Source organism: Sphingopyxis witflariensis (assembly GCF_002205635.1).
GTDB classification, from domain to species: domain Bacteria; phylum Pseudomonadota; class Alphaproteobacteria; order Sphingomonadales; family Sphingomonadaceae; genus Sphingopyxis; species Sphingopyxis witflariensis.
The window spans coordinates 835,104-855,691 of record NZ_NISJ01000001.1 but is presented as its reverse complement, the minus strand read 5'-3'; the positions used below and the strand labels follow the sequence as shown (position 1 = coordinate 855,691).

The window sequence follows — 20,588 nt, the reverse complement described above, 5'->3', positions numbered from 1 at the left end:
GCGCCGGAGGCCGTTCCCTCGCCAGTGTTGCCCTCCGGTTCCGCTTCGCTCCACCTACGGCCAACACTGGCGAGGGAGGCGTCAATGCACTAACAATCCACCCGGACCACTCGGTGGGGGCCGGTCAGCCGATGGGACATACTACGAAAAGATTGTCACGGCGTTGCTGCGCGACAGGCTGGACTGGCTCCCCGAAGGTTGCCCGGGCATCCTGCCGGCGCTTCGCCAGCTCGTGGAGCATGACGAGAATTGGTTCCACATGATGGTCGAGGTCAGCCGGATGGGGCTGACGAACCCGCGGCGGGAGCAGGCCGAATATCTCTCGTAAATTCGCATTTTGTCGGAATGGGGAATCGCCCGCTGTCGGAATGACATCGGGCGATTTCTCGTAAGTCTTTGAAAAATATGGTGGACGCACTAGGGCTCGAACCTAGGACCCGCTGATTAAGAGTCAGCTGCTCTACCAACTGAGCTATGCGTCCACCGCCGTTTCCGGCCTGCTTTGCAGCGAAGAGAGATGCTCTTTGCTGCGAAGAGAGCGGCCCGCTATCATGACCTTTCGGGGTTGGCAATGCCTGTCCCGAAGTTTTTTCTCAATGAAAGCGCCGCGTCCCCGTTTTGCTGTCATTTTCGATGGCAAGAATAATTCCGACGCACGTCATGATCGTCAGCATCGACGACCCGCCATAGGAAAAGAGGGGCAGGGGAATCCCCACCACCGGCGCCAGACCCATCACCATCATGAGGTTGATCGCGATATAAAAGAAGATCGTCATGGTCAGGCCGGTCGCGACGAGCTGGCCAAAACGGGTGCGCGCCTTGAGCGCGACGCGTGTCGACCAGCGCAGCAGCAGGAAGAAGCCGAACAGCAGTGCGAATCCGCCGATCAGTCCCCATTCCTCTGCCATGGTGGCGAAGATGAAGTCGGTATGCCCCTCGGGCAGATAATCGAGATGGCTTTGCGATCCGTTGAGGAAACCCTTGCCGCCGATCCCGCCCGAACCGATCGCGATCTTCGACTGGCTGATATGATAGCCGGCGCCGAGCGGGTCACTTTCGGGGTCGAGGAAGATCAGCACGCGCTTTTGCTGATAATCGTGGAGGAAGGAGAAAAGCACCGGCAGCGCCGCCGCGCCCGCCGCTGCCGCGCTACCGAACCACCAGAAGGGCAGGCCGGAGACGAACATCACGATCACACCGCTCGCGCAGATGGCCAGCGCAGTGCCGAGATCGGGTTGCAGCATGACGAGCGCGGCGGGAATACCGATGATCACCAGCGCAGGCCACAAAGCGGTCCAGCCCCGCGTCTCGCCCGGCGGCAATTGTGCATAGAAGCGCGCGAGTGCGAGAACGATCGCGACCTTCATCAACTCCGACGGCTGGAGGTTCATGAAGCCGAGGTTGAGCCAGCGCTGACTGCCTCCGCCGACGAAGCCGAGCAGTTCGACCGCGACGAGCAACACCGCGACCGCGATATAGCCCAGATAGGCGAAATCCTCAACGATGCGTAAGGGGAAACGACCGATGGCCAGCGCGAGCGTGAGAAAGACGAGAAAGCGCACGCCCTGCTGCAGCGCCCAGGGCGTAAAGCTGCCGCCGGCTGCCGAATAAAGGACGAGCAGGCCAAAGCCGGTGATCGCCGACAGCAATGCCATCAGCTTCCAGGGAAAGCGCTGGATGGCGGGTGGGACGGGGATCATGGCTGCGTCCCGGGGACGGGGCCCATCGACGCGCCCGCTTTCCACGCGGCATAGTCGCGGTCCATGCGTTCCTTGATCGTACCGCCCCAGCCGGCCTCGAAAGTCTCGAGCGCCGCCATCGCCTTTTCGCGGTCGAAGAGGAAGGTCATGAAATCCTTGGCGACCGGCGCCGCAGCGCGCGATCCGCCCATTCCATGCTCGATCACGACGGCAGTGGCGTAGCGCGGATTGACGACCGGCGCGAAGCCGATGAACAGGCCGTGGTCGCGAAATTTCCAGGTGCCGCTTTTCCCGTTGCCCGTGCCCAGCCCGCGGACCTGCGCGGTGCCGGTCTTGCCGGCCATCGTAATGCCGTCGAGCGGCAGGCGGCTGCGCACCGCAGTGCCCGCGCCATTGACCACCAGGTCCATCCCCTGACGCGCGACGGCCAGCGCTTCGGGTGAGAAGGGCAGCGGCTCATTCTTGAATTCGCGGTTGATCAGGCGCGGATAAAGCCGGCGGCCGGACGCGATGCGTGAGGCCATGACCGCCAGCTGGAGCGGGTTCACGCTGACATAGCCCTGGCCGATGACCGCGTTGAGCGAATCCGAAGCCGACCATGGCTGGTCGTATTTCTTCATCTTCCATGCGCTGTCGGGAATGGTGCCGAAGCGCTGGTTGCTGCCCGCGAGCTGAAACTCCTCGCCCAGCCCGAGCAGCTTGGCGGTCGGCGCCATTGCGTCATAGCCAAGCCGGTGCGCGAGCCAGTAGAAATAGCTGTTGCAGCTTTTCATGATCGCCGACGGCATGTCGAGGCTGCCGTGCGTGCCGAGGCAGCGGAAGAAGCGGCTGCCGAGCCGGTATCCGCCGACGCAGGTGTGACGCTCGCTGGGGTCGACGCCATGTTCGACCGCGGCAATCGCCGCCATCGGCTTCAACGTCGATCCGGGTGGATAGAGCCCGCGGGTCGCCTTGTTGATCAGCGGCTGGTGATCGTCGGCGCGCAGCCAGCTATATTCCGAGTTGCTGATCCCGTCCGAAAAGCTGTTGGGATCGAAGCTCGGCATCGAGACAAAGGACAGGATGTCGCCATTCTGACAATCGATCACGACCGCCGCCCCCGACTCGCGCCCCATGCGCCGTGCGACATATTCCTGCAGGTCGGCGTCGATCGTCAGATGGACGGTCTTGCCCTGCGTATCGGGCTTTACCCCCAGTTCGCGCACCACCTTGCCGCGCGCGGTCACCTCGACGCGCTTCGCACCGGGGTCGCCGCGCAGCATCGGCTGGAAATATTTCTCCAGCCCGTCCTTGCCGGTCTTGAAGCCGGGGGTGATGTAGAGCGGGTCCTTGACGGCCTGATATTCCTCGGCGGTCGGAGCGCCGACATAGCCGATCAGATGGCCGACCGCTGCGCCCGTTGGATAGTTGCGGGCAAAGCCGCGCTGCGGCGCGACCCCTGACAGGTCGGGCAGGCGGACGAGAATCGAGGCATAATCGCCTTCACTGACATCCTCCGCCACCGCCACTGGCTGAAACCCCGATGCGGCCTTGAGGTCGCGTTCGATGCGTTCCATCGTGTCGCCGTCAAGCCGCAGCAGCGTCTTCAATTGCCCCAGCACCAGATCCTTGCTGTGCAAGCGGTCGGGAATGAGGTCGATGCGCAGCGACACGCGGTTGTTTGCGAGCGCCTTGCCATTGCGGTCGACGATCCAGCCGCGACGCGGCGGGACCAGTGTCAAATTGACACGATTGCTTTCCGATTCAAGGACATAGCGGTCATTGTCGATGATCGAAATATAACCCATGCGCGCTGCCAGCGCGGCGCCGACGACCATTTGGCCGCCGCCGACCAGCAGCGTGCGGCGCGTGAAGGTGATTCCCCTCCAGGCTTCGGTAATGGGCGGGTGCTTGCGCTGCATGGGGCCTGAACTATCGGCGCTTCAAACGGAAATTGTCAAACTTGCCCGTCAGTCGCATGAACAGCGGCACCAGCAGCGCCGAAATGACGATCTGAGGCACGATCAGTCCCAACACGCGGCCCATCGGGGCATGCGGATGAGCGATCAGCGCGGCGAGCGACTGGATGATCGCGACGAGAAAAGCGGCGATCGCCCAGTCGTGGAAGAAACCGCGCCAATAGATGCGCTGTGAACTATAATCGATCGCGATGCTGGCGAGCGTCCACAGTCCCGCCGCGGTACCGAATGGCATGCCGCTGAACATATCGTCCCACAGTCCGAGCGGCAGGCCGATCCACACCGGCCACATTTCGGAACGCAGCAACTGCCAGCACAGGAAGAACAGCAGCCCGAGCGGCGGCAGCGCCGGCGAATTGGCGATCATCGGCAGCATCAGCGGCAGTGCCGAGGCGAACATCACGCTCGCGATCGGCACAACCCGCATCCGCACCAGCGAAGCGGGCTCGCCCAGCCGCGGGCCCTTTTTGCTCATCACGCTGCTCATGGCTTGCTCGGGGGCGGCGCAGGGGCGGGAGCTGGCGAGGCGTCGATATTGTCGGGGGTATAGGGACGCAGCACCGATACCGCGTCGACCTTGCCGGGATCGGCGAGCGGACGCGCGAGCGCGCCGTCGTCCTGACGGCGCGCGACGATCGCGACCGGGATATTGGGCGGATAGAGCCCGCCGGTGCCGGAGGTCAGCAATATGTCGCCCGGCTTGAACGGATTATTGGCGATGTTGAGGGTGCGAATATCAAGATCGCCGTTACCGCGGCCATAGGCGAGCGCGGGCAGGCCGTCGCGCGCGCGGCGGACGGGGACGATATTGTCGACATCGGTCAGCAACAGCACCTGCGAAACCGACGGTCCGCTGCTCAGCACCCGGCCGATCAGTCCGTCCGCGGCCCGCACCGGTTGTCCGGCCGCGACGCCCAGATTGCGGCCGATGCTGAGCAGCGCGATGCGCTTGCTGCTCGTCGAGGTCGAGGTGAGAAGATAGCCATTGGCGATCGCGGTCTTGTCGGTTTCCTGCAACTTGAGCAGCGCTTTGAGCTGGCGATTTTCTTCCTGCAGCGGGCTCGTTGCAACCAGCGCGCGCCGCGTGTCGGCGAGCTCGTTGCGCAGGCGACGGTTCTGCGAACCGGCGTTGACATAGGCGCCGACCCGATCGTCGATACCGGATATGGAACCCGTGACCGATCGTGTGATGCGCGCGATGGGCGCGGCGATTTCCTGGCTCGCCACCCGCAATTGGGCGAAGCCGATGGGATCAACGACCGACAGAACTGCCAGCAACAGCCCGGCCACTGCCCCGGTCACCGCAATGACATAGGCAACGAACAGGCTGTACTGGGCCTTTCGGGATTGTCCCGGACGTCGATGTGCCGGGCGTGCCATAGTTCAGATCAGTCCGTGATCAGGCCTGTTGAAGCACGCCGCGGAAAGCGGGGTCTTCCATCGCGCGGCCGGTGCCGATCGCGACGCAGGTCAGCGGGTCTTCGGCGACCGTCACCGGCAGGCCGGTCGCTTCCTTGAGCAACTCGTCCAGTTCGGCGATCAGCGCGCCGCCACCGGTCAGGACGATGCCCTGATCGACGATATCGGCGGCGAGTTCGGGCGCGGTGTTTTCCAGCGCGATACGGACACCCTCAACGATCGTGCCGATCGGTTCGGACAAGGCTTCGGCAATCTGTGCCTGATTGATCGAAATTTCCTTGGGAACGCCGTTCACAAGGTCGCGGCCCTTGATGTGGATCGTCAGCCCGACGCCGTCGGCGGGAATCCGCGCGATGCCGAAGTCTTTCTTGATCCGCTCGGCGGTGGCTTCGCCGATCAGCAGATTATGGTGTCGGCGGACATAGGAGACGATCGCTTCGTCCATCTTGTCGCCGCCTGCGCGGACCGAAGTGGTATAGGCAAGGCCGCGCAGCGACAGCACCGCGACTTCGGTGGTGCCGCCGCCGATGTCGACGACCATCGAGCCGATCGGTTCGGTGACGGGCATGTCGGCGCCGATCGCGGCTGCCATCGGTTCTTCGATCAGCCACACTTCGCTCGCGCCCGCGTTCGACGCGGCGTCGCGGATCGCGCGGCGCTCGACGCTGGTCGAACCGCTGGGCACGCAGATCACGATTTCGGGGCTGCGGAATGCGTTGGGCTTGCCGCCATGCACCTTGGTGATGAAGTGCTTGATCATCTGTTCGGCGACGTCGATGTCGGCGATCACGCCGTCACGCAGCGGGCGGATCGCCTCGATGCTGTCGGGGGTCTTGCCCATCATCAGCTTCGCGTCGTCGCCGACCGCCTTCACCCGCTTGATGCCGTTGATGGTTTCGACCGCGACGACCGAAGGTTCGTTCAGCACGATCCCCTTGCCGCGCACATAGACAACCGTATTGGCGGTGCCCAGATCGATGGCCATGTCTTGCGAATTGAATTTGAACCAGCGGGAAAAGAAGGACATCGATACTGCTTCCTGTCATCGAAGCCGCACCCATGATGGGCGCGCCCCTGTCGTGATTATACCCGCGTGCCCGGCCGGGAACAGGACTAATCAGGGGGAGGTTCCGGCTCGTCCCTGAAGGGCTGGCTGGACAAAACGATCAGGCTGTGCGGGTGGGTCGCGATTTGCGTTCGACTGCGCTACGAGAGGCCCCATGTCAATACGTCGCCTACCTGAAAAGCTCGTAAATCGGATCGCAGCCGGTGAAGTGGTCGAAAGACCCGCCGCAGCGCTCAAAGAACTGGTTGAAAACGCTATCGATGCGGGTTCGACTCGCATTTCGGTGCGAATCGCCGAGGGCGGAATTTCGCGCCTCGAAGTCGAGGATGATGGCTGCGGAATGACCGCGGCCGACATGGCGCTCGCGCTCGAACGCCATGCGACGTCGAAGTTGCCCGACGATGCGATCGAGGATGTCACGACGCTGGGTTTTCGCGGTGAGGCATTGCCGTCGATCGCCAGTGTTGCGCGGCTGACGCTCGAAAGCCGGGGTGCGGGGGGCGACGGCTGGCGGCGCGTCGTCGACAATGGCGCGGTGGTGGTCGAAGGTCCGGCGGCGCTCGCCAAAGGGACGCGTGTGCTGGTCGAGGATTTGTTCGCGCGCGTGCCGGCGCGCCGCAAATTCCTGCGCAGCGGGCGCAGCGAATATGCCGCCTGCATGGATGTGGTTAAGCGCCTCGCGATGGCGCGCCCCGACATTGGTTTCACGGTCGAGCATGACGGGCGCCGTGTGCTCGATGTGCAGGGCGATCAGGACCGGCTGGCGCGCGTGGCCGCGCTGACCCACCGCGATCTGGCGGCCAACAGCATCGGCGTCGATCTCGATCGCGGCGACGTGCATCTGGGCGGGGTGATCAGCCTGCCGACCTACAATCGCGGTATTGCCGACCATCAATATCTGTTCGTCAACGGCCGCCCGGTGAAGGACCGGCTGCTCGTCGGCGCGCTGCGCGGCGCCTATGCCGATCTGCTCGCGCGCGACCGCCATCCGGTTGTCGCGCTGTTCCTTGATGTGCCGACCAGCGAAGTCGATGTGAACGTCCACCCGGCAAAGACCGAGGTGCGTTTTCGCGATCCGCAGCTGGTGCGCGGGATGATCGTCGGCGGCCTTCGCCGCGCGCTCGACGAACATGGCTTTCGCAGCGTCCAGCGCCCCGCCGAGGCGGCGCTCGCGGCGTGGCAGCAGGAACCCGTCGCGCCGCAACCGACGACGGGCTTTCTGTTCGGTCAGACACCGGCCGCACCGCCGCCCGCTGCCACTTATTCCTTTGGCAACAGTCATGCGCCGCAGGCCCACGATATCGCGCGCGTCTATGACCGGCTCACGCCCTTCGCCTCGGCCGCACCGATTGCGGGTCGCGCCGAAGTCGCCGCCGCGCCGGTCCCGCAAGCCGAAGCCCACCCGCTCGGTATCGCGCGCGGCCAGATTGCGCGCACCTATATCGTCGCCGAGGCCGAGGACGGCCTCGTCATCGTCGACCAGCACGCCGCGCACGAACGGTTGGTGCTCGAACAGCTACGCCGCGGGATGAGTGGGCAGGCGGTTCCTTCGCAGGGGCTGCTGCTCCCCGAGGTCGTTGAACTCGACGAGCCGGCATGCGACCGGCTCGAGGCCGCATCGTCTCAACTCGCCGCGCTCGGCGTCGAAATCGAACGCTTCGGCCCCGCTGCGGTGATGGTCCGCGCGACTCCGGCGATGCTCGGCAACATCGATTGCCAGAAATTGGTCACCGACATCGCCGACGACCTCGCGGGCTATGACGCCGCGCTCGGGCTTAGCGAAAAGCTGGAACTGGTCGCGGCCACCATGGCCTGCCACGGCTCGGTGCGCGCCGGACGGACGCTCAACGTCCCCGAAATGAACGCGCTCCTTCGCCAGATGGAAATCACCCCGCACAGTGGCCAGTGCAACCATGGGCGGCCGACGTGGGTGAAGTTGGCGATGGACGATGTCGAAAAACTGTTCGGAAGGAAATAGCGCCGCGCGCTAAGCCATTTTGATCCCGGCGACGCCATTCTCGACCACGCCCGTTGCGCGCCTCGACAGCGTGTTGACCGGGGTCGTCACCTTGTCGACGACCATGAAATGCGTCTGCCAGGCTTCGCGATTGACGTCGCAGACCAGATAGCCGCGCTGGTCATTGGCGAATTTGAGTTCGGGGTTCAGCGCCAGCCATTCGTCGGTGCCGTTCCGTTTATCGCTGCCATCGCCGCCGCTCGAAATCGAGGTGCCAACGAACTCGGCACCGACGATCTTGTCCTTGAGCGCCAGATCGCCGCAGAAATTCTGATGCTCGTCGCCGGTCAGCACGACGCAGTTTTTCAGCCCGCCCATGCGCGACAGCACCCGTTCGCGCGGCGCTTCATAACCCGCCCAGCTGTCGAGATTCAGCACTTTCTTCGGCTCGTCGGGCTTGCGGCGCCGGTCGAGCGACATCATCGTGATCTGCTGCGCCAGCGCGTTCCATGTCGCGCCGCCCTGACCCAGATTGCGGCCGAGCCAGTCTTCCTGCGCCTTGCCCAGCACCTGCGCCTGCTTGGCGTTCACCTCTGGGCACGCGGGCTTGAAACCGTCGCCGCACGGCTGGTCATCGCGATACTGCCGCGTGTCGAGCAGCTGCATCGCCATCAAATCGCCGTAGCGCAGCTCGCGATTGAGCGCGACCATCCCGCCGCGCGGCAGCAAGGCGCGGCGTACCGGCATATGCTCGTACCACGCCTGCATCGCCGCCTGTTTTTTCAACATGAAAACCTCGGGCGGCGCGGCGTCGGGGTCGTTGCCGTCGAGCCCCATTTTCCAATTGTCGATGTCGCCGACCCAGTCGTTGCGGATCTCATGATCGTCGAAGCTCGACAGGAAAGCGTGGACCGATCGCGCCGCCTGCAAATCAATGTCGCCGAGCTGCTGCGAATAGGCCGTTCGGAAGTCCTCCAGATCGACCAGCGCGCGGAACGCATGCTTGCGCACCGGGCGCGTCGGCAGCCCGGTGTTGAACAGATATTCCTCGCTATATTCGTAGATGAAGTCGCCATAATGATAGACGAAGGCAAGGTCTTCGCGCGCGAGATGGCGGTAGGCACCAAAGAAGCCCGCCTCGAAATGCTGGCACCCGGCGACCCCGAACTTCAGCGCATCGGCGCGCGCGCCGGGGGCGGGCAGGGTGCGTGCGCGGCCCCGCAGGCTGCGTTCGCCGCCCGCGGTGAAGCGGTAAAAATAGGGGCGGTCGGGTTGCAGCCCCGCAACCTCGACATGGACGCTATGCCCCAGTTCGGGGCGTGCCAGCGTCGTGCCCTTCGCCGCGATGGTACGAAAACCGCTGTCGCTCGCGACCTCCCATTCGACCGGGATATTGGTCAGCGGCATCCCGCCGTGCGGCGCCATCGGTTCGGGGGCGAGGCGGGTCCAGATGACGAAGCCGTCGCTCGCCGGATCGCCCGCCGCGACCCCCAGCTTGAATGGAAAGTCACGGAAAATGCCCTGCGCGCGGACAATCGCCGGAGCGGCCAGCCCGGCGATTGTCGCTCCGGCAAGGAAATGGCGGCGGTCATACATGGCTGGTTTCCCTCGGCGCGCGAATCATGCGACCCTCGATAGACCAGCCATGTGGGACTTCAATGACCGAAACTCTGGTCTGCTGGCGTCACACGAACATCCACAGCATCCAGACCGCCATGCCGACCATAGCGACATTTTCGGTCAGCGAGATGAAGCCGAGCGGCACCTTGCTGCTGCCGCCGACGCACGCGCATTTCAGCTCGCGCCTGTCGATATAGACCGCCTTGAACACCGAAGCGGCGCCGATGCCGCCGATGAACAGCGCAACAGGGATCGACAGCCAGGGCAGAGCGTGGGCGGTCATCAACACGCCCGCCAGGCCCTCGGCAAAGGGATAGATCAGCCCATAGGGAACCCAGCGTTTGGCAAGCAGGTCGTAATTCAGGAACATCGTCGCGAATTTGTCGATGTCCTGCAGTTTGAGCAGCGCGAGCACGATCATGCTGAACGAGATGAACCATTCGGCGGCGCGCAGGGTAAAGGCATCGCCAAACACCGAGTAGGAGGTAGCGAGCGCCATCAGCGCGGTCATCGCGAACAAGGCGATCACCGGGCGGTAGCTCGTCGCCTCGGGGGCGGCGACCTTCAGCCCGAAATGACGGCGCAGATCGTCATATCCGCCGATCCGGACGCCATCGATAAAGGTCTGCGGCGTCGTCTTGACGTCATGCTCGGCCTTAAACGCGTCGGTTTCCTCGCGCGTCGTCAGCCATTGGTCGTCGACCGTATAGCCCCTTCTTTCGAGAAGATATTTTGCCTTGAGGCCATAGGGGCAGGTGTGCCCCGGCATGACCATGCGATGGAGTGTTGCTTGCTTTGTCATGCACCCCATATAGCCTCCGTACCATAGTACGGAGTCAAGCGATGCAACTCACGATCGGAAAATTGGCGGCGGCGGGCGACGTCGGGGTCGAAACAATCCGCTATTATCAGCGCCGCGGGTTGATCGGCACCCCTGCGCGCAGCGGCGGTGACGGTTGGGGCGGCGGCATCCGCCGTTATGACGAGAATGATGTTCGGCGCCTGAAATTTATCCGTTCGGCGCAGGCTGCGGGATTCACTCTGGAAGAGATTGGCGAGCTGTTGGCGCTGGAGGCGAGCGACGACCGCGCCCGCGTCCGCGACCTTGCCCGCCAGCGCATCGAGGTGCTCGATGCGAAAATCGCGCAAATGACCGAAGCCCGCGCCGCGCTGGCGCGCCTCGCAACGCAATGCGCGGCGAGCGACAAGGGGCCGTGCCCGATCTTGGCCGCGTTCGAAACCTGACACATTGTAAATTGACTCGGAACGACGGCTAACGACCGGTGGTTGCCATACTCTATCCCTTCGTCATCCCCGCGAAAGCGGGGACCCAGAGCGTCCGTCAGCCAACCTATCCCTGGGTTCCCGCTTTCGCGGGAATGACGAAGTAAGAAAAGGGTATCCTCCGCTTCCCACCCCAAAGTCGCCATTTACTGGGGTTCCGGTCGCAATGACTGTGTTCGCCCCCCGGTGCCGCTCCATCCCCATAGCCAAAATGTGGCGGCCTTCACATAGGCCTTTCCTACATTATCCCGCTGTGACAGCCTGTCTCACAGCTCTTTCAACTTGGTATATAAAGCGGTCGGCCGGGGGTGCGGCCACCGCGGATTCTGTGCCGCGCGTTCAGCACGGCAAGGTTAAGTTCGCGGCCCGCACAAGGCTGACCTTCGCTGAACTTTGGGACATCGTGCGGTCCTCCCGGCGATCCGATTCCCGCTGAAATGACGAAGCCGGATCAGCTATGCAGGAAATGCATCACGTCGCCGTCGTGCACGACATAGGCCTTGCCTTCGGCGCGCAGCTTGCCCGCTTCGCGCGCCCGCGCTTCGCCGCCCAGTGCGACATAATCGTCATAGGCGATGGTTTCGGCGCGGATGAAGCCCTTCTGGAAATCGCTGTGGATTTCGCCCGCGGCTTCGGGGGCGGTGGCGCCGGTATGGACGGTCCAGGCGCGCGCTTCCTGTGGCCCGACGGTGAAGAAGGTGATCAGGTGGAGAAGCTCGTAACCGGCGCGGATGACGCGCGCGAGGCCGGTTTCGGTAAGGCCCATTTCGGACAGGAATTCCATCCGGTCGGCCATCTCCATCGTCACCAGCTCGCTCTCGATCGCGGCGGATACGACGACGGCCTGCGCCCCCTCGGCGGCGGCCTTGGCGAAAACCTTTTCCGAGAAAGCATTGCCATTGGCGGCGCTGCCCTCATCGACGTTGCAGACATAAAGGACGGGCTTCGAGGTCAGCAGCTGTGCGGTGCGCAGGACGCGCTCTTCCTCTTCGTCGCGCGGCTGGGTCAACCGCGCGGGCTTGCCTTCGCGCAGCAGTTCGAGCGCCTGGCCGAGCACCGAAGCGGCGATTTTCGATTCCTTGTCGCCCTGTGCGGCCTTTTTGACAAAGGCGGGAACGCGCTTTTCGAGGCTTTCGAGATCGGAAAGCAGCAGTTCGGTCTCGACCGTCTCGGCATCGGCGACCGGATCGACGCGATTTTCGACATGCTGGATGTCGTCATCCTCGAAACAACGCAGGACATGGACGATTGCATCGACTTCGCGGATGTTGCCGAGGAACTGGTTGCCCAGACCTTCGCCCTTCGACGCGCCGCGCACAAGGCCGGCGATGTCGACGAAGGCGAGCTGGGTCGCGATGATCTTCTTGCTGCCCGCGATTGCGGCCAGTTTCTCAAGCCGCGCGTCGGGGACGGCGACATTGCCGATATTGGGCTCGATCGTGCAGAAGGGATAATTCGCTGCCTGCGCCGCCGCCGTTTCGGTCAGCGCGTTGAACAGGGTGGACTTGCCGACATTGGGAAGCCCGACGATTCCGCATTTGAAACCCATGATTTTGTCTTTCGATTGTCGCTGGCGCCGCACGGACGCGCTATTTGCAGGCCCGCTAGCCGGTTCGCGCGCTTTTTGCCAGCCCAGACCGCGCAGCGTCGTTGCCGATCATTCATTATACGCAAGCTATCGCCCGACACCGGGGGAAAGAAGGGCGCGACACTATGCGATGGAAATATATGCTCTGGGCCGGGTTGGCGATCGCATCGACGACCGCTGCAACCGCGGCGCCGGGCGATTTTGAGGGTGATGTGCTGGACGAACTCAACGCGTTGCGCGCCGATCCACGCGGCTATGCCCGCGTCGTCGCTCAAACACGCGAGCGTTACGACGGCGACATTCTGCGCGGCCGATATGACGACGAGATTGACATTCAGACGCGCGAGGGCGTCGCCGCGCTCGACGAGGCCGTCGCCGCGCTGCGCGTGGCACGTCCGGTCGCGACGCTGAAGCATGGCGAGATACTCGCACGCGCGGCAGCCGATCATGTCGCGGCACAATCGCGCTCGGGCGAGGTCGGACACCGTTCGCGCGGTCGCGGCCCGGGCGAGCGCGTGGTTGCGCGCGGCGGCGGCCGTTATGTCGGCGAAGTGATCACCTATGGCCATAGTGACCCGGTCACGGTGATCGAACAATTGCTCGTCGACGATGGCGTTCCCGGGCGCGGCCACCGCTTTGCAGTGCTCGAAGCGCGCTATCGCTATGCCGGCGCCGCGTGCGGTCGGCATAGCGTTCACCGCACGATGTGCGTGATCATGCTCTCCGAAACCGCCGACGGATCGCCTCCGCCGCCGCCCAAGCGGCCCGCCGCCAGACCAAATTAAATGTTATTGGAAACGGCCAGCCCCGGGGGACGGAGGCCGGCCGTTTCGCGCGTCGCCGGACGAGCCCGGCGACGCAATCAGTTGCCGACCGGCTGATTGTCGATTCGCCGCACCACGACGGTCGACGAGCGCGGCTGCTGGCCCGCGACCGGCCAGTTGCCCGTCGGATGCTGGATGTTGACGAAGAAGGTCTTGAGGTCGGGCGTATAGGCCAGTCCGGTGATCTCGCAGCCTTTGGGGCCGACCAGAAAGCGTTTCGACAGCTTGCTCACCTGATCGACATAGAACATCGCATTATGCCCGAAGGCGCCGTCGATCGTCGTCCCTGCGACGCCTGAATTGCCCGGAACGCTGTGATCGGTCTGCACCCACAGACGGCCTTGCGGATCGATGCGCAGCCCGTCGGGGCTGGAGAAGGTGTCGCCGTTGATATTGCCGGTCAAATTGCTGCCGCCTGCGGCCAACGACTGGTCGCCCGCCATCAGGAAGACTTCCCAGCTGAACTTGGTCGCCAGCGGCGTGTCGGCGTCCTCGCGGAATTTGATGATGTGGCCATGCAGGTTGGTGACTCGGGGGTTCATCGGATCGGTGACACGGCGGCCGCTATTGTTGGTCAGCGTGACGAACACGGCCCTGTTGTCGGGCGCGACGGTCAGCCACTCGGGGCGATCCATCACTGTGCCGCCGGCAACGCGCGCCGCTGAGGCGCAGTTGATCAGCACATCGGCCTGATTGTTGAAGTTGACGATCGTCGGCGCGGGCGGGGTTGTGCTCTGGCTGACATTGCCGGGGTCCGATGCTCCGGCGGTCAGGCCGTTCTGACCGACGACCAGCGCCCGCCATTCGCCTGTCCCGTCGCCGTTGAAGCGCGCAACATACAGCGTGCCATAGTCGAGCAGGTCGGTGTTCGCTGCCCGGTTTGTTCCGCTGTAGGCGCGGTCGGGGACGAATTTATAGATGCAGCCGGGGGTCGAATCATCGCCCATATAAAATGCGACGCGGCGATCGCCATTGGCCATATAGGCCACATTCTCATGGTTGAAGCGGCCCATCGCGGTGCGCTTGGTCGGGACCGCCAGTTCGCGCAGCGGGTCGATTTCGACGACCCAGCCATAATCGGTCGCGGGCTGCGTCGGGTCGAAATAATTGTCGGTCGTTTCCTCGCAGGTCAGATAGGTGTCCCACGGGGTCCGGCCGCTCGCACAATTGTTCAGCATGCCCTTGATCGATCCCGACAACAGGCCTGCGGCGGGACCACCGGCGCGATAGCTGCTGTTGCCGGTATAGCGCCGGTTATAGGTCGAGTTCGCTTTGACCGCCCATTTTCCATCGGTGCCCTTGGCGATTTCGACAACGCCGATGCCGACCGCCGACAGCGCGAGCGCTTTCTGGTCGGCCGTTGCGGTGGCGGCATTATAGCTGCCCGCCATCAAAATGTTGAAATCGGGATATTCATAATTCATCGCAAGCAGGCCGCCATTATTGGCATCGACGCCGGGCAGGGCGAAATATTCCATCCCGTCATGATTGCCGCCGGCCCATTTCTCCGCAACCGCAGGGCTGGCGGGGAAGCTGCCCGCGTAAGGCGTGCCGGACTCAACCGAATCACCGGCCTTGAGCAGCACATCGACGCTGTAACCTGCGGGCACGGTGACGGTGTCATTCTGGTTCGCGGCGACTGCGGCAAAGCTGATCGCATAGCTCGGCGCGGGGGTTGGTGTCGGGGTGGGCGTCGGTGTCGGGGTGGGCGTAACGGTTACGGGCGGCTTGCCGTCGTCATCGCCGCATGCCGCGAGCGCGGCAACGGGAATCACCGACAGTCCGAACAGGCCATTGCGCAACAGCGTGCGGCGCGTCGGATTTTGGGCGACGATCGCCTCCAGGCTATCCGTGCCGCCAAGGTCGTCGGTGTCGCGGCGAAATGGTGCGCGCGCTTCGTCGGTAAGATGTGACATGCAGTACCCCTGTTTTTCGGTTGGGCCCCGGGACTGGATGTCCCGATGAGGTGGCCCCGATGGCAGGGGGAAGTGTCAGCGTGATTGCTTGAACATGTCAGAACGGGATGATTTTGGTGACAGTCGTGTGACCGGGGCAGCCGCGACAGCCGCTATCACGCCAGCCACCGCGCAAAAACGCGCACCGGCTGCAACTCCCAGCCAAGATGCTTGTAGAGTTCAGCCGCAGGATTTCCTTCGCGCAGCATCAATTCGACTTTCGGACAGCCGCGAAGCTTCAACCAGTCGCAGGCGTGATCGAGCAATTGCCGCGCAATCCCCTGTCCGCGACGATCCGGGGCAACCCCCAAATAATAAATCCACCCACGATGGCCGTCGAATCCCGTCATCGCCGTTCCGACAATGTCGGGTCCTTGTTCAGCGACGATGATGGTGGATGCCGAATGATTGAGTGCGCGTGCAAAATCCGCGCGGGGGTCGTTCCATGGGCGCGTCAGGTCGCAGGCCTGCCAGATTGCGATCACCGGGCCGGCGTCACTTTCTGTCGCCGCCCGCAAGCGGGTCATCCCTGCAACCGCAGCGCAAGGTCGCTCTGGAAGCGCACCTCGTCACCCTCGGCAAGCCACTTCGCTTCGGCCGCGATCGCGCCGAGCAGGTCGATCAGCGGCTCCATTTCGCTCTTGTGATAATTGCCCAGCACATGGCCGGTCACGCGGTCCTTGTGACCCGGATGGCCGATGCCGATACGCACGCGGCGGAAATCCTCACCGATATGCTGGATCATGCTGCGGATGCCATTATGGCCTGCCGCGCCGCCGCCCTGCTTGACCTTCACCTTCATCGGCACGAGGTCGAGCTCGTCATAGAATGCGGTGACGTCCTGCGACGTCAGCTTATAGAAATCCATCGCGGCGCGCACGCTGCGGCCGCTTTCGTTCATGAAGGTTCCGGGTTTCAGCAGCAGGATGCGCTGGTTGCCGATGCGGCCGTCCTGAATCCAGCCCTGAAATTTCTTCGCGGGCGCGGGGAAGCCGTAAACATCGGCGATGACGTCAGCGGCCATGAAGCCGACATTGTGACGGTGCATCGCATATTGGGGCCCGGGATTGCCGAGGCCGACCCATAGTTGCATGGCGTCGTCTTTCGCGGGGCCGCAAACGGATCGCCCCTCCCCGCAAAGGGGAAGGGGCGAGTCCAGTTTTGTTTAGGCGTCGCCTTCAGCAGCTTCGCCGTCCGCCGACGTATCGCCAGCGGTCGACTTCATTGCCGACGGAGCGACGATCGTCGCGATGGTGAAATCGCGATCGGTGATCGCGCTTTCGCTACCCTTGGGCAGCTTGACGTGGCTGATGTGGATCGAATCGCCGACTTCAAAGCCGGTGACGTCGATCGCGATGTCGTCGGGGATCTTGTCCGAATCGCAAATCAGTTCCAGCTCGTGACGAACGATATTCAGCACGCCGCCACGCTTCAGGCCCGGCGAGGCTTCTTCGTTTTCGAACACGACGGGCACCGACACATGGACCTTGGCATCCTTCGAGATGCGCAGGAAGTCGACGTGGATCGGGCGATCCTTGACGGGATGGAAAGCGACGTCCTTGGGCAGCGTGCGAACCTGCTTGCCGCCAACTTCGATCATGACGACCGAGTTCATGAAGTGACCCGTCATCAGCTGCTTCATCAGCAGCTTTTCTTCGACGTGGATCATCAGGGGTTCTTCTTTGCCGCCATAGACAACGGCGGGGACGCGGCCACTACGACGCAGTTCACGCGAGGCTCCCTTGCCTCCCCGATCACGCGTCTCGGCCGACAGCACCAGCTGGTCGCTCATCATTTTTCTCCGAGTATAGATTTCACAGTCCGCCACGCCTCCAGGGATGACCATGGACGGAAGCCGCGGCGCTTAGCGAGGAAGCGGCGAAAATGCAAGCGTCGGTGGTGAGTCCGCTTGCGAGATACGCCTAACGACCGGAAGGCGACCTGTCATTCCTCGTCACCCCGGACTCGATCCGGAGTCCAAGCGAGGTCGGCGTAAATGGACCTCGGATGAAGGCAGGATGACGAATTGCTGGTAACGACCAATAGCCGACCTGTTCACGTCCAAAGTAGTTTCCCGATTGCAGCCATCCAATGTGAGCTACAAGGCTGTAGCCGATTGCGATAATTCACATGAGGAGAAAGGCATTGTCTCGACCGACCCTTTGGCAACGGCTGACAGGCCAAGTACCGGTCAGTACAATTGAGCGAATAAATCGAGCAATAGATGTGAAATTACCACAAAGGCTCGTTCTCCATAACGGGGGAACGGAGCCGCTGGAAATCTTGGTCGAGATAATTCCCGATCGATACGTCCTTCAGCCGGGTGACGAAATGGTTATTGAGGCTGACCTCAACGATGCTCCATTTTCCATCACGCCCTACCATTTGGGCATGCAGATATATCCTGGCAACGCATTTGATCCACGGGTTACCATCAACGGTACGGTTGCCGAGTCCGATTGGAGCACGCCAACCCCCGACGCTGGTTAGATGAAATATATTGGCATGACCCGCATGCGGGTTTCGGCTCCCGCCCCGCATTATCACTCAGTCTGCTGCGCCGCTCCCCACCCCAACGCGGCCCCGACAAACCGGACCGCCATCAACCCATCACTGCACCCGCGTCACCTTAATTCCTTCTGCTTCTAACATCGCTGGTACGCCGTCGCTTCCAACCATATGCCCCGCGCCGACCGCCAGCATCACCGTTCCCGGCTGCGCCATCCGCTGCTTTATCCAAGCGGCCCAGCGCCGGTTGCGGTCGGTGATGATTGCCGCGCGCGCCGCTGGGACGACGTCGATATCCTCGTTGATCAGCTTCTCCAGCGCCGCGATGTCGCCGCGCGTCCATGCCGCCGTCAGGGCATCGACGTCCTGCACGGCCTTGTCGGCCTTGGCTGCCGCGCGCGTCAGCAGGACGCGCTGCGTCTGCGGATCGAGGGTTTCGAACAGCATCAGCTGTTCCCTGGCGGTTTCGAGCCCGCCAACCGGCTTGCCCGCCGCTTCGAATGTGGCGGTCAGGCCGGCTTCAACGCCTTTCGACGGCATGAGTTCGGCATTTTGTGCGACGCGCTGCCCCATCAGGACCATCACGGCCCAGTCGTCGAGCTTGTCGCCGCCAAAATCGCCGCCGCTCGCCTCCAGCGCGCGATAGCGGGCGAGGGCGTCGGCGGGCAGTCGTTTGTCCATCGCCAATGGCGCACTGCGCGGGGCCAGTGCCTGAAATATCGCGCCCGCGGCGACCAGTTCTTCAGGCGGCAATTCCAGCACCAGTTCATCGGCCGCCGCGATCGCGCCCGCAACCTTGCCGTCGTCCCAGTCGGTGCCGCGCGGCAGTGCGTGCATCGTACCGAGCATATAAATATATGTGTCGTCATCCTCGACCAGCCACATCGCGGGCCGCGCCTGCTGCCCGGGTTCGGCAGGGCCGCATGCGGCGAGCAGCAACGGCAAAAGGGCCGCCGCAATGCGGCGACCCCGATGCTGGAAAAGAAGCGCGCTGTTTCTCAATATGCGACCCGCGTCACGGTCAGGCCGCGCTGCTTCAGATAATCCTGGACGCTCTTCTCTCCCGCCAGATGGCCCGCACCGACCGCGACGAAGACGGTTCCCGGCTGGTCCATCCGCGCCTTCAGCGTATCGGCCCAGCGCTGATTGCGATCCCAAAGAAGGACCTTTGCGATTTCGGGCGTGTCTGCCATGCTTTCGTTCATCGTCACTGCCAGTGCTTCGGGCTCGCCCTTGCTCCACTGCATGACGAGCGTGTCGAGCATCGGTCCAGCCTTGTCGATATCCTTGACCACCGTGTTCAGATAGCCGACCTGCACTTCTTCGGGCAGGGTGTCGAGAAAGCCCAGCTGTTCGGTCAGGGTTTCAAAACCTGCGACGGGCTTGCCGCTATCCTTGGCAAAACGGGTCAGCAGCTTTTCGGCACCCTGTTCGGGGTCATAGCCGAGCTTGCCCAGCGGCAGCATCGATAGCGTGGCCGCCGCGAACCAGGGTTCGAACATGTCGAGTTGCGTCGGCTTCAGGCCAAGCCCTTCGAGTGCGGTCTGATAGGCCTTCAGTTGATCGGCATCGAGCCGCGACGACAGCGTTTTGCCGCTCGGGTCGACGGCGAGTTCCATCGTCGCTTTCGCCAGTACCGCTTGGTCCTCGGGCATCACCATTTCGAGCATCAGCTGGTCGGACTTGTCGAACGCATCCTTGACCGCCTCATCGAACCAGCTGAGGCCCGGCTTCAGCACATGGACGGTCCCGAACAAATAGATGGTCGTGTCGTCGTCCTTCATCACCCACAAGGCGGGGTCGGCATCGACCGTCGCGGCGGCAGCGGGAGCTGCGGCCTGGACCGGGCTCGCGGCGAAACCGGCAAAGGAAATGACTGCGCAGCTGGCGGCAAGGGTACGGAAAAACCTGTTCATGGGAGATGTCTTTCTTTTGCGGGAATGTTGCCCGGGATTGCAAAGAGGGAAGGGGGCAGGCGCCCGGTCAGCGAAATTTGAACCACAGCCAGACGATGACGTTGACGATCGTCGATCCGGCAAACAGCAGCATCGCATCGACCGGCGGAACCAGGTCGGCGCGGTGAAGAAGCCACCAGACAGGCGCTGCGAAGGCAAAGCCATACCATGCGGCGAGACCGGACCAGAGCAGTGCACGTTCCTCATGATCGTCGACCGCTCGGTGGAAGAGGGGGATGCCGATCGCCAAGCCGATCGCCCACAGAAGCGATGCGCCGATCGCAAAGCTGGCGGTCAGGGCGGGGTTGCCCAGAAAGAGAAACGCCGTGTCGGGGACGTCGGGGCTGACAGTACGGCTCCATATGCCGATGATCCCGCCGATCGCCACGGAAAAACCAACGGCTATCAGATAGCGCTTGCGGCGCAGCGACATCGGGCGTTTTGTGGTTTTGCCGGCGTCAGTCATGGTTTGATCCTTCAAAGCCATCGTCGAAAATCTCCTCGATCGGCATCTCGAACAGCCGCGCAAGTTTGAACGCGAGCGGGAGGGACGGGTCATATTTCCCCGTCTCGATCGCATTCACCGCCTGCCGCGATACGTCGAGCCGGTCGGCCAGTTCGGCCTGGCTCCAGTTCCGCATCGCACGCAGCACTTTCAGCTGGTTGTTCATCCCATGAGCCTTGGTCACTCGACCCTGACACTATGTCAGGTGTTATTGACTAAATGACATGAGTCGCTGACTGTGTCAACAAC

Annotated in this window: 21 protein-coding genes and 1 tRNA gene; 5 read left to right on the top strand and 17 right to left on the bottom strand. The window is 63.1% G+C overall.

From position 1 onward, the window contains the following. Positions 1 to 93, top strand: a 93-nt coding sequence (locus tag CDQ91_RS22010; protein WP_144036679.1) for an integrase catalytic subunit, incomplete at its 5' end; no start/stop codon positions are given. A 70-nt stretch (positions 94 to 163) separates the two neighbouring features. Next, positions 164 to 328, top strand: a complete 165-nt coding sequence (locus CDQ91_RS21205) for a hypothetical protein (protein WP_158213611.1) — start codon at positions 164 to 166, stop codon at positions 326 to 328. A 78-nt stretch (positions 329 to 406) separates the two neighbouring features. Here the strand turns inward: CDQ91_RS21205 and CDQ91_RS04040 are convergent. The 6 genes from CDQ91_RS04040 to CDQ91_RS04015 form a co-directional block, all read right to left on the bottom strand. Beyond that, positions 407 to 482, bottom strand: a tRNA-Lys gene (locus CDQ91_RS04040). Positions 483 to 593: 111 nt separating this feature from the next. Beyond that, positions 594 to 1,700 carry a rod shape-determining protein RodA gene (gene rodA / locus CDQ91_RS04035; protein WP_088471456.1) on the bottom strand — a complete coding sequence of 369 codons (1,107 nt, stop codon included), beginning with the start codon at positions 1,698 to 1,700 and terminating at the stop codon, positions 594 to 596. Continuing rightward, on the bottom strand, positions 1,697 to 3,601 hold the full coding sequence (gene mrdA / locus CDQ91_RS04030; RefSeq protein WP_088471362.1) for a penicillin-binding protein 2: 1,905 nt from the start codon (positions 3,599 to 3,601) through the stop codon (positions 1,697 to 1,699). The genes rodA and mrdA overlap by 4 nt, the downstream gene beginning before the upstream one ends. A 10-nt stretch (positions 3,602 to 3,611) precedes the next feature. Further along, positions 3,612 to 4,133, bottom strand: a complete 522-nt coding sequence (locus CDQ91_RS04025) for a rod shape-determining protein MreD (protein WP_088471455.1) — start codon at positions 4,131 to 4,133, stop codon at positions 3,612 to 3,614. Positions 4,134 to 4,141: 8 nt separating this feature from the next. Further along, a complete protein-coding gene (gene mreC, locus CDQ91_RS04020; RefSeq protein ID WP_088471361.1) occupies positions 4,142 to 5,038 on the bottom strand; it encodes a rod shape-determining protein MreC in 897 nt (298 codons plus the stop codon). Between the two features lie 19 nt (positions 5,039 to 5,057). Next, positions 5,058 to 6,104 (bottom strand): rod shape-determining protein, encoded by a 1,047-nt coding sequence (locus CDQ91_RS04015; protein WP_088471360.1) that lies wholly within the window; start codon positions 6,102 to 6,104, stop codon positions 5,058 to 5,060. Positions 6,105 to 6,297: 193 nt separating this feature from the next. Between CDQ91_RS04015 and mutL the strand changes: the two genes are divergently transcribed. Continuing rightward, the gene (gene mutL, locus CDQ91_RS04010; RefSeq protein ID WP_088471359.1) at positions 6,298 to 8,121 is read left to right on the top strand and encodes a DNA mismatch repair endonuclease MutL; all 1,824 of its coding nucleotides are present in this window, start codon (positions 6,298 to 6,300) and stop codon (positions 8,119 to 8,121) included. Positions 8,122 to 8,130: 9 nt separating this feature from the next. Here the strand turns inward: mutL and CDQ91_RS04005 are convergent, their stop codons facing one another. Next, positions 8,131 to 9,696 (bottom strand): alkaline phosphatase D family protein, encoded by a 1,566-nt coding sequence (locus tag CDQ91_RS04005; RefSeq protein ID WP_088471358.1) that lies wholly within the window; start codon positions 9,694 to 9,696, stop codon positions 8,131 to 8,133. An 88-nt stretch (positions 9,697 to 9,784) separates the two neighbouring features. Further along, positions 9,785 to 10,531 (bottom strand): glutaredoxin family protein, encoded by a 747-nt coding sequence (locus CDQ91_RS04000; RefSeq protein ID WP_088471357.1) that lies wholly within the window; start codon positions 10,529 to 10,531, stop codon positions 9,785 to 9,787. A gap of 32 nt (positions 10,532 to 10,563) precedes the next feature. Between CDQ91_RS04000 and CDQ91_RS03995 the strand changes: the two genes are divergently transcribed. Continuing rightward, positions 10,564 to 10,965 carry a MerR family DNA-binding protein gene (locus CDQ91_RS03995; RefSeq protein ID WP_088471356.1) on the top strand — a complete coding sequence of 134 codons (402 nt, stop codon included), beginning with the start codon at positions 10,564 to 10,566 and terminating at the stop codon, positions 10,963 to 10,965. 490 nt (positions 10,966 to 11,455) lie between these two features. On the opposite strand, the gene ychF is transcribed toward CDQ91_RS03995, so the two are convergent. Beyond that, positions 11,456 to 12,553 (bottom strand): redox-regulated ATPase YchF, encoded by a 1,098-nt coding sequence (gene ychF / locus CDQ91_RS03990; protein ID WP_088471355.1) that lies wholly within the window; start codon positions 12,551 to 12,553, stop codon positions 11,456 to 11,458. Positions 12,554 to 12,717: 164 nt separating this feature from the next. On the opposite strand from ychF, the gene CDQ91_RS03985 reads away from it, so the two are divergent. Further along, entirely contained in the window at positions 12,718 to 13,377 is a 660-nt protein-coding gene (locus tag CDQ91_RS03985; RefSeq protein WP_088471354.1) for a CAP domain-containing protein, read from the top strand. Positions 13,378 to 13,454: 77 nt separating this feature from the next. Here CDQ91_RS03985 and CDQ91_RS03980 read toward each other — a convergent pair whose 3' ends face one another. The 8 genes from CDQ91_RS03980 to CDQ91_RS03945 form a co-directional block, all read right to left on the bottom strand. Continuing rightward, positions 13,455 to 15,332 carry a PhoX family protein gene (locus CDQ91_RS03980; protein ID WP_088471353.1) on the bottom strand — a complete coding sequence of 626 codons (1,878 nt, stop codon included), beginning with the start codon at positions 15,330 to 15,332 and terminating at the stop codon, positions 13,455 to 13,457. A gap of 155 nt (positions 15,333 to 15,487) precedes the next feature. After that, on the bottom strand, positions 15,488 to 15,898 hold the full coding sequence (locus CDQ91_RS03975) for a GNAT family acetyltransferase (protein ID WP_088471352.1): 411 nt from the start codon (positions 15,896 to 15,898) through the stop codon (positions 15,488 to 15,490). Beyond that, positions 15,895 to 16,464 carry an aminoacyl-tRNA hydrolase gene (gene pth, locus CDQ91_RS03970; RefSeq protein ID WP_088471351.1) on the bottom strand — a complete coding sequence of 190 codons (570 nt, stop codon included), beginning with the start codon at positions 16,462 to 16,464 and terminating at the stop codon, positions 15,895 to 15,897. Before pth ends, CDQ91_RS03975 begins: the two co-directional genes overlap by 4 nt. A gap of 72 nt (positions 16,465 to 16,536) precedes the next feature. Next, complete coding sequence (locus tag CDQ91_RS03965; protein WP_088471350.1) at positions 16,537 to 17,163, bottom strand: 50S ribosomal protein L25/general stress protein Ctc; 627 nt, start codon at positions 17,161 to 17,163, stop codon at positions 16,537 to 16,539. Between the two features lie 818 nt (positions 17,164 to 17,981). After that, complete coding sequence (locus CDQ91_RS03960; RefSeq protein WP_237245798.1) at positions 17,982 to 18,824, bottom strand: TraB/GumN family protein; 843 nt, start codon at positions 18,822 to 18,824, stop codon at positions 17,982 to 17,984. 53 nt (positions 18,825 to 18,877) lie between these two features. Continuing rightward, positions 18,878 to 19,795, bottom strand: coding sequence for a TraB/GumN family protein (locus CDQ91_RS03955; protein ID WP_088471349.1), 918 nt, complete (start codon positions 19,793 to 19,795; stop codon positions 18,878 to 18,880). Between the two features lie 67 nt (positions 19,796 to 19,862). Continuing rightward, positions 19,863 to 20,300 carry a hypothetical protein gene (locus tag CDQ91_RS03950; protein ID WP_088471348.1) on the bottom strand — a complete coding sequence of 146 codons (438 nt, stop codon included), beginning with the start codon at positions 20,298 to 20,300 and terminating at the stop codon, positions 19,863 to 19,865. Further along, entirely contained in the window at positions 20,293 to 20,505 is a 213-nt protein-coding gene (locus CDQ91_RS03945; protein ID WP_088471347.1) for a helix-turn-helix transcriptional regulator, read from the bottom strand. The genes CDQ91_RS03950 and CDQ91_RS03945 overlap by 8 nt, the downstream gene beginning before the upstream one ends. Between the last annotated feature and the right edge of the window lie 83 nt (positions 20,506 to 20,588).

What these genes read in the sequence shown, in the direction of transcription:
- CDQ91_RS04005 (WP_088471358.1), bottom strand. Translation starts at nt 9,696, where the DNA reads ATGTATGACCGCCGCCATTTCCTTGCCGGAGCGACAATCGCCGGGCTG.
- mutL (WP_088471359.1), top strand. Translation starts at nt 6,298, where the DNA reads ATGTCAATACGTCGCCTACCTGAAAAGCTCGTAAATCGGATCGCAGCC.
- CDQ91_RS03985 (WP_088471354.1), top strand. Translation starts at nt 12,718, where the DNA reads ATGCGATGGAAATATATGCTCTGGGCCGGGTTGGCGATCGCATCGACG.
- ychF (WP_088471355.1), bottom strand. Translation starts at nt 12,553, where the DNA reads ATGGGTTTCAAATGCGGAATCGTCGGGCTTCCCAATGTCGGCAAGTCC.
- CDQ91_RS04025 (WP_088471455.1), bottom strand. Translation starts at nt 4,133, where the DNA reads ATGAGCAAAAAGGGCCCGCGGCTGGGCGAGCCCGCTTCGCTGGTGCGG.
- CDQ91_RS04000 (WP_088471357.1), bottom strand. Translation starts at nt 10,531, where the DNA reads ATGGGGTGCATGACAAAGCAAGCAACACTCCATCGCATGGTCATGCCG.
- CDQ91_RS03955 (WP_088471349.1), bottom strand. Translation starts at nt 19,795, where the DNA reads ATGAACAGGTTTTTCCGTACCCTTGCCGCCAGCTGCGCAGTCATTTCC.
- CDQ91_RS04015 (WP_088471360.1), bottom strand. Translation starts at nt 6,104, where the DNA reads ATGTCCTTCTTTTCCCGCTGGTTCAAATTCAATTCGCAAGACATGGCC.
- CDQ91_RS03965 (WP_088471350.1), bottom strand. Translation starts at nt 17,163, where the DNA reads ATGAGCGACCAGCTGGTGCTGTCGGCCGAGACGCGTGATCGGGGAGGC.
- CDQ91_RS03980 (WP_088471353.1), bottom strand. Translation starts at nt 15,332, where the DNA reads ATGTCACATCTTACCGACGAAGCGCGCGCACCATTTCGCCGCGACACC.
- CDQ91_RS03975 (WP_088471352.1), bottom strand. Translation starts at nt 15,898, where the DNA reads ATGACCCGCTTGCGGGCGGCGACAGAAAGTGACGCCGGCCCGGTGATC.
- mreC (WP_088471361.1), bottom strand. Translation starts at nt 5,038, where the DNA reads ATGGCACGCCCGGCACATCGACGTCCGGGACAATCCCGAAAGGCCCAG.
- pth (WP_088471351.1), bottom strand. Translation starts at nt 16,464, where the DNA reads ATGCAACTATGGGTCGGCCTCGGCAATCCCGGGCCCCAATATGCGATG.
- CDQ91_RS03945 (WP_088471347.1), bottom strand. Translation starts at nt 20,505, where the DNA reads ATGAACAACCAGCTGAAAGTGCTGCGTGCGATGCGGAACTGGAGCCAG.
- mrdA (WP_088471362.1), bottom strand. Translation starts at nt 3,601, where the DNA reads ATGCAGCGCAAGCACCCGCCCATTACCGAAGCCTGGAGGGGAATCACC.
- rodA (WP_088471456.1), bottom strand. Translation starts at nt 1,700, where the DNA reads ATGATCCCCGTCCCACCCGCCATCCAGCGCTTTCCCTGGAAGCTGATG.
- CDQ91_RS03950 (WP_088471348.1), bottom strand. Translation starts at nt 20,300, where the DNA reads ATGACTGACGCCGGCAAAACCACAAAACGCCCGATGTCGCTGCGCCGC.
- CDQ91_RS03995 (WP_088471356.1), top strand. Translation starts at nt 10,564, where the DNA reads ATGCAACTCACGATCGGAAAATTGGCGGCGGCGGGCGACGTCGGGGTC.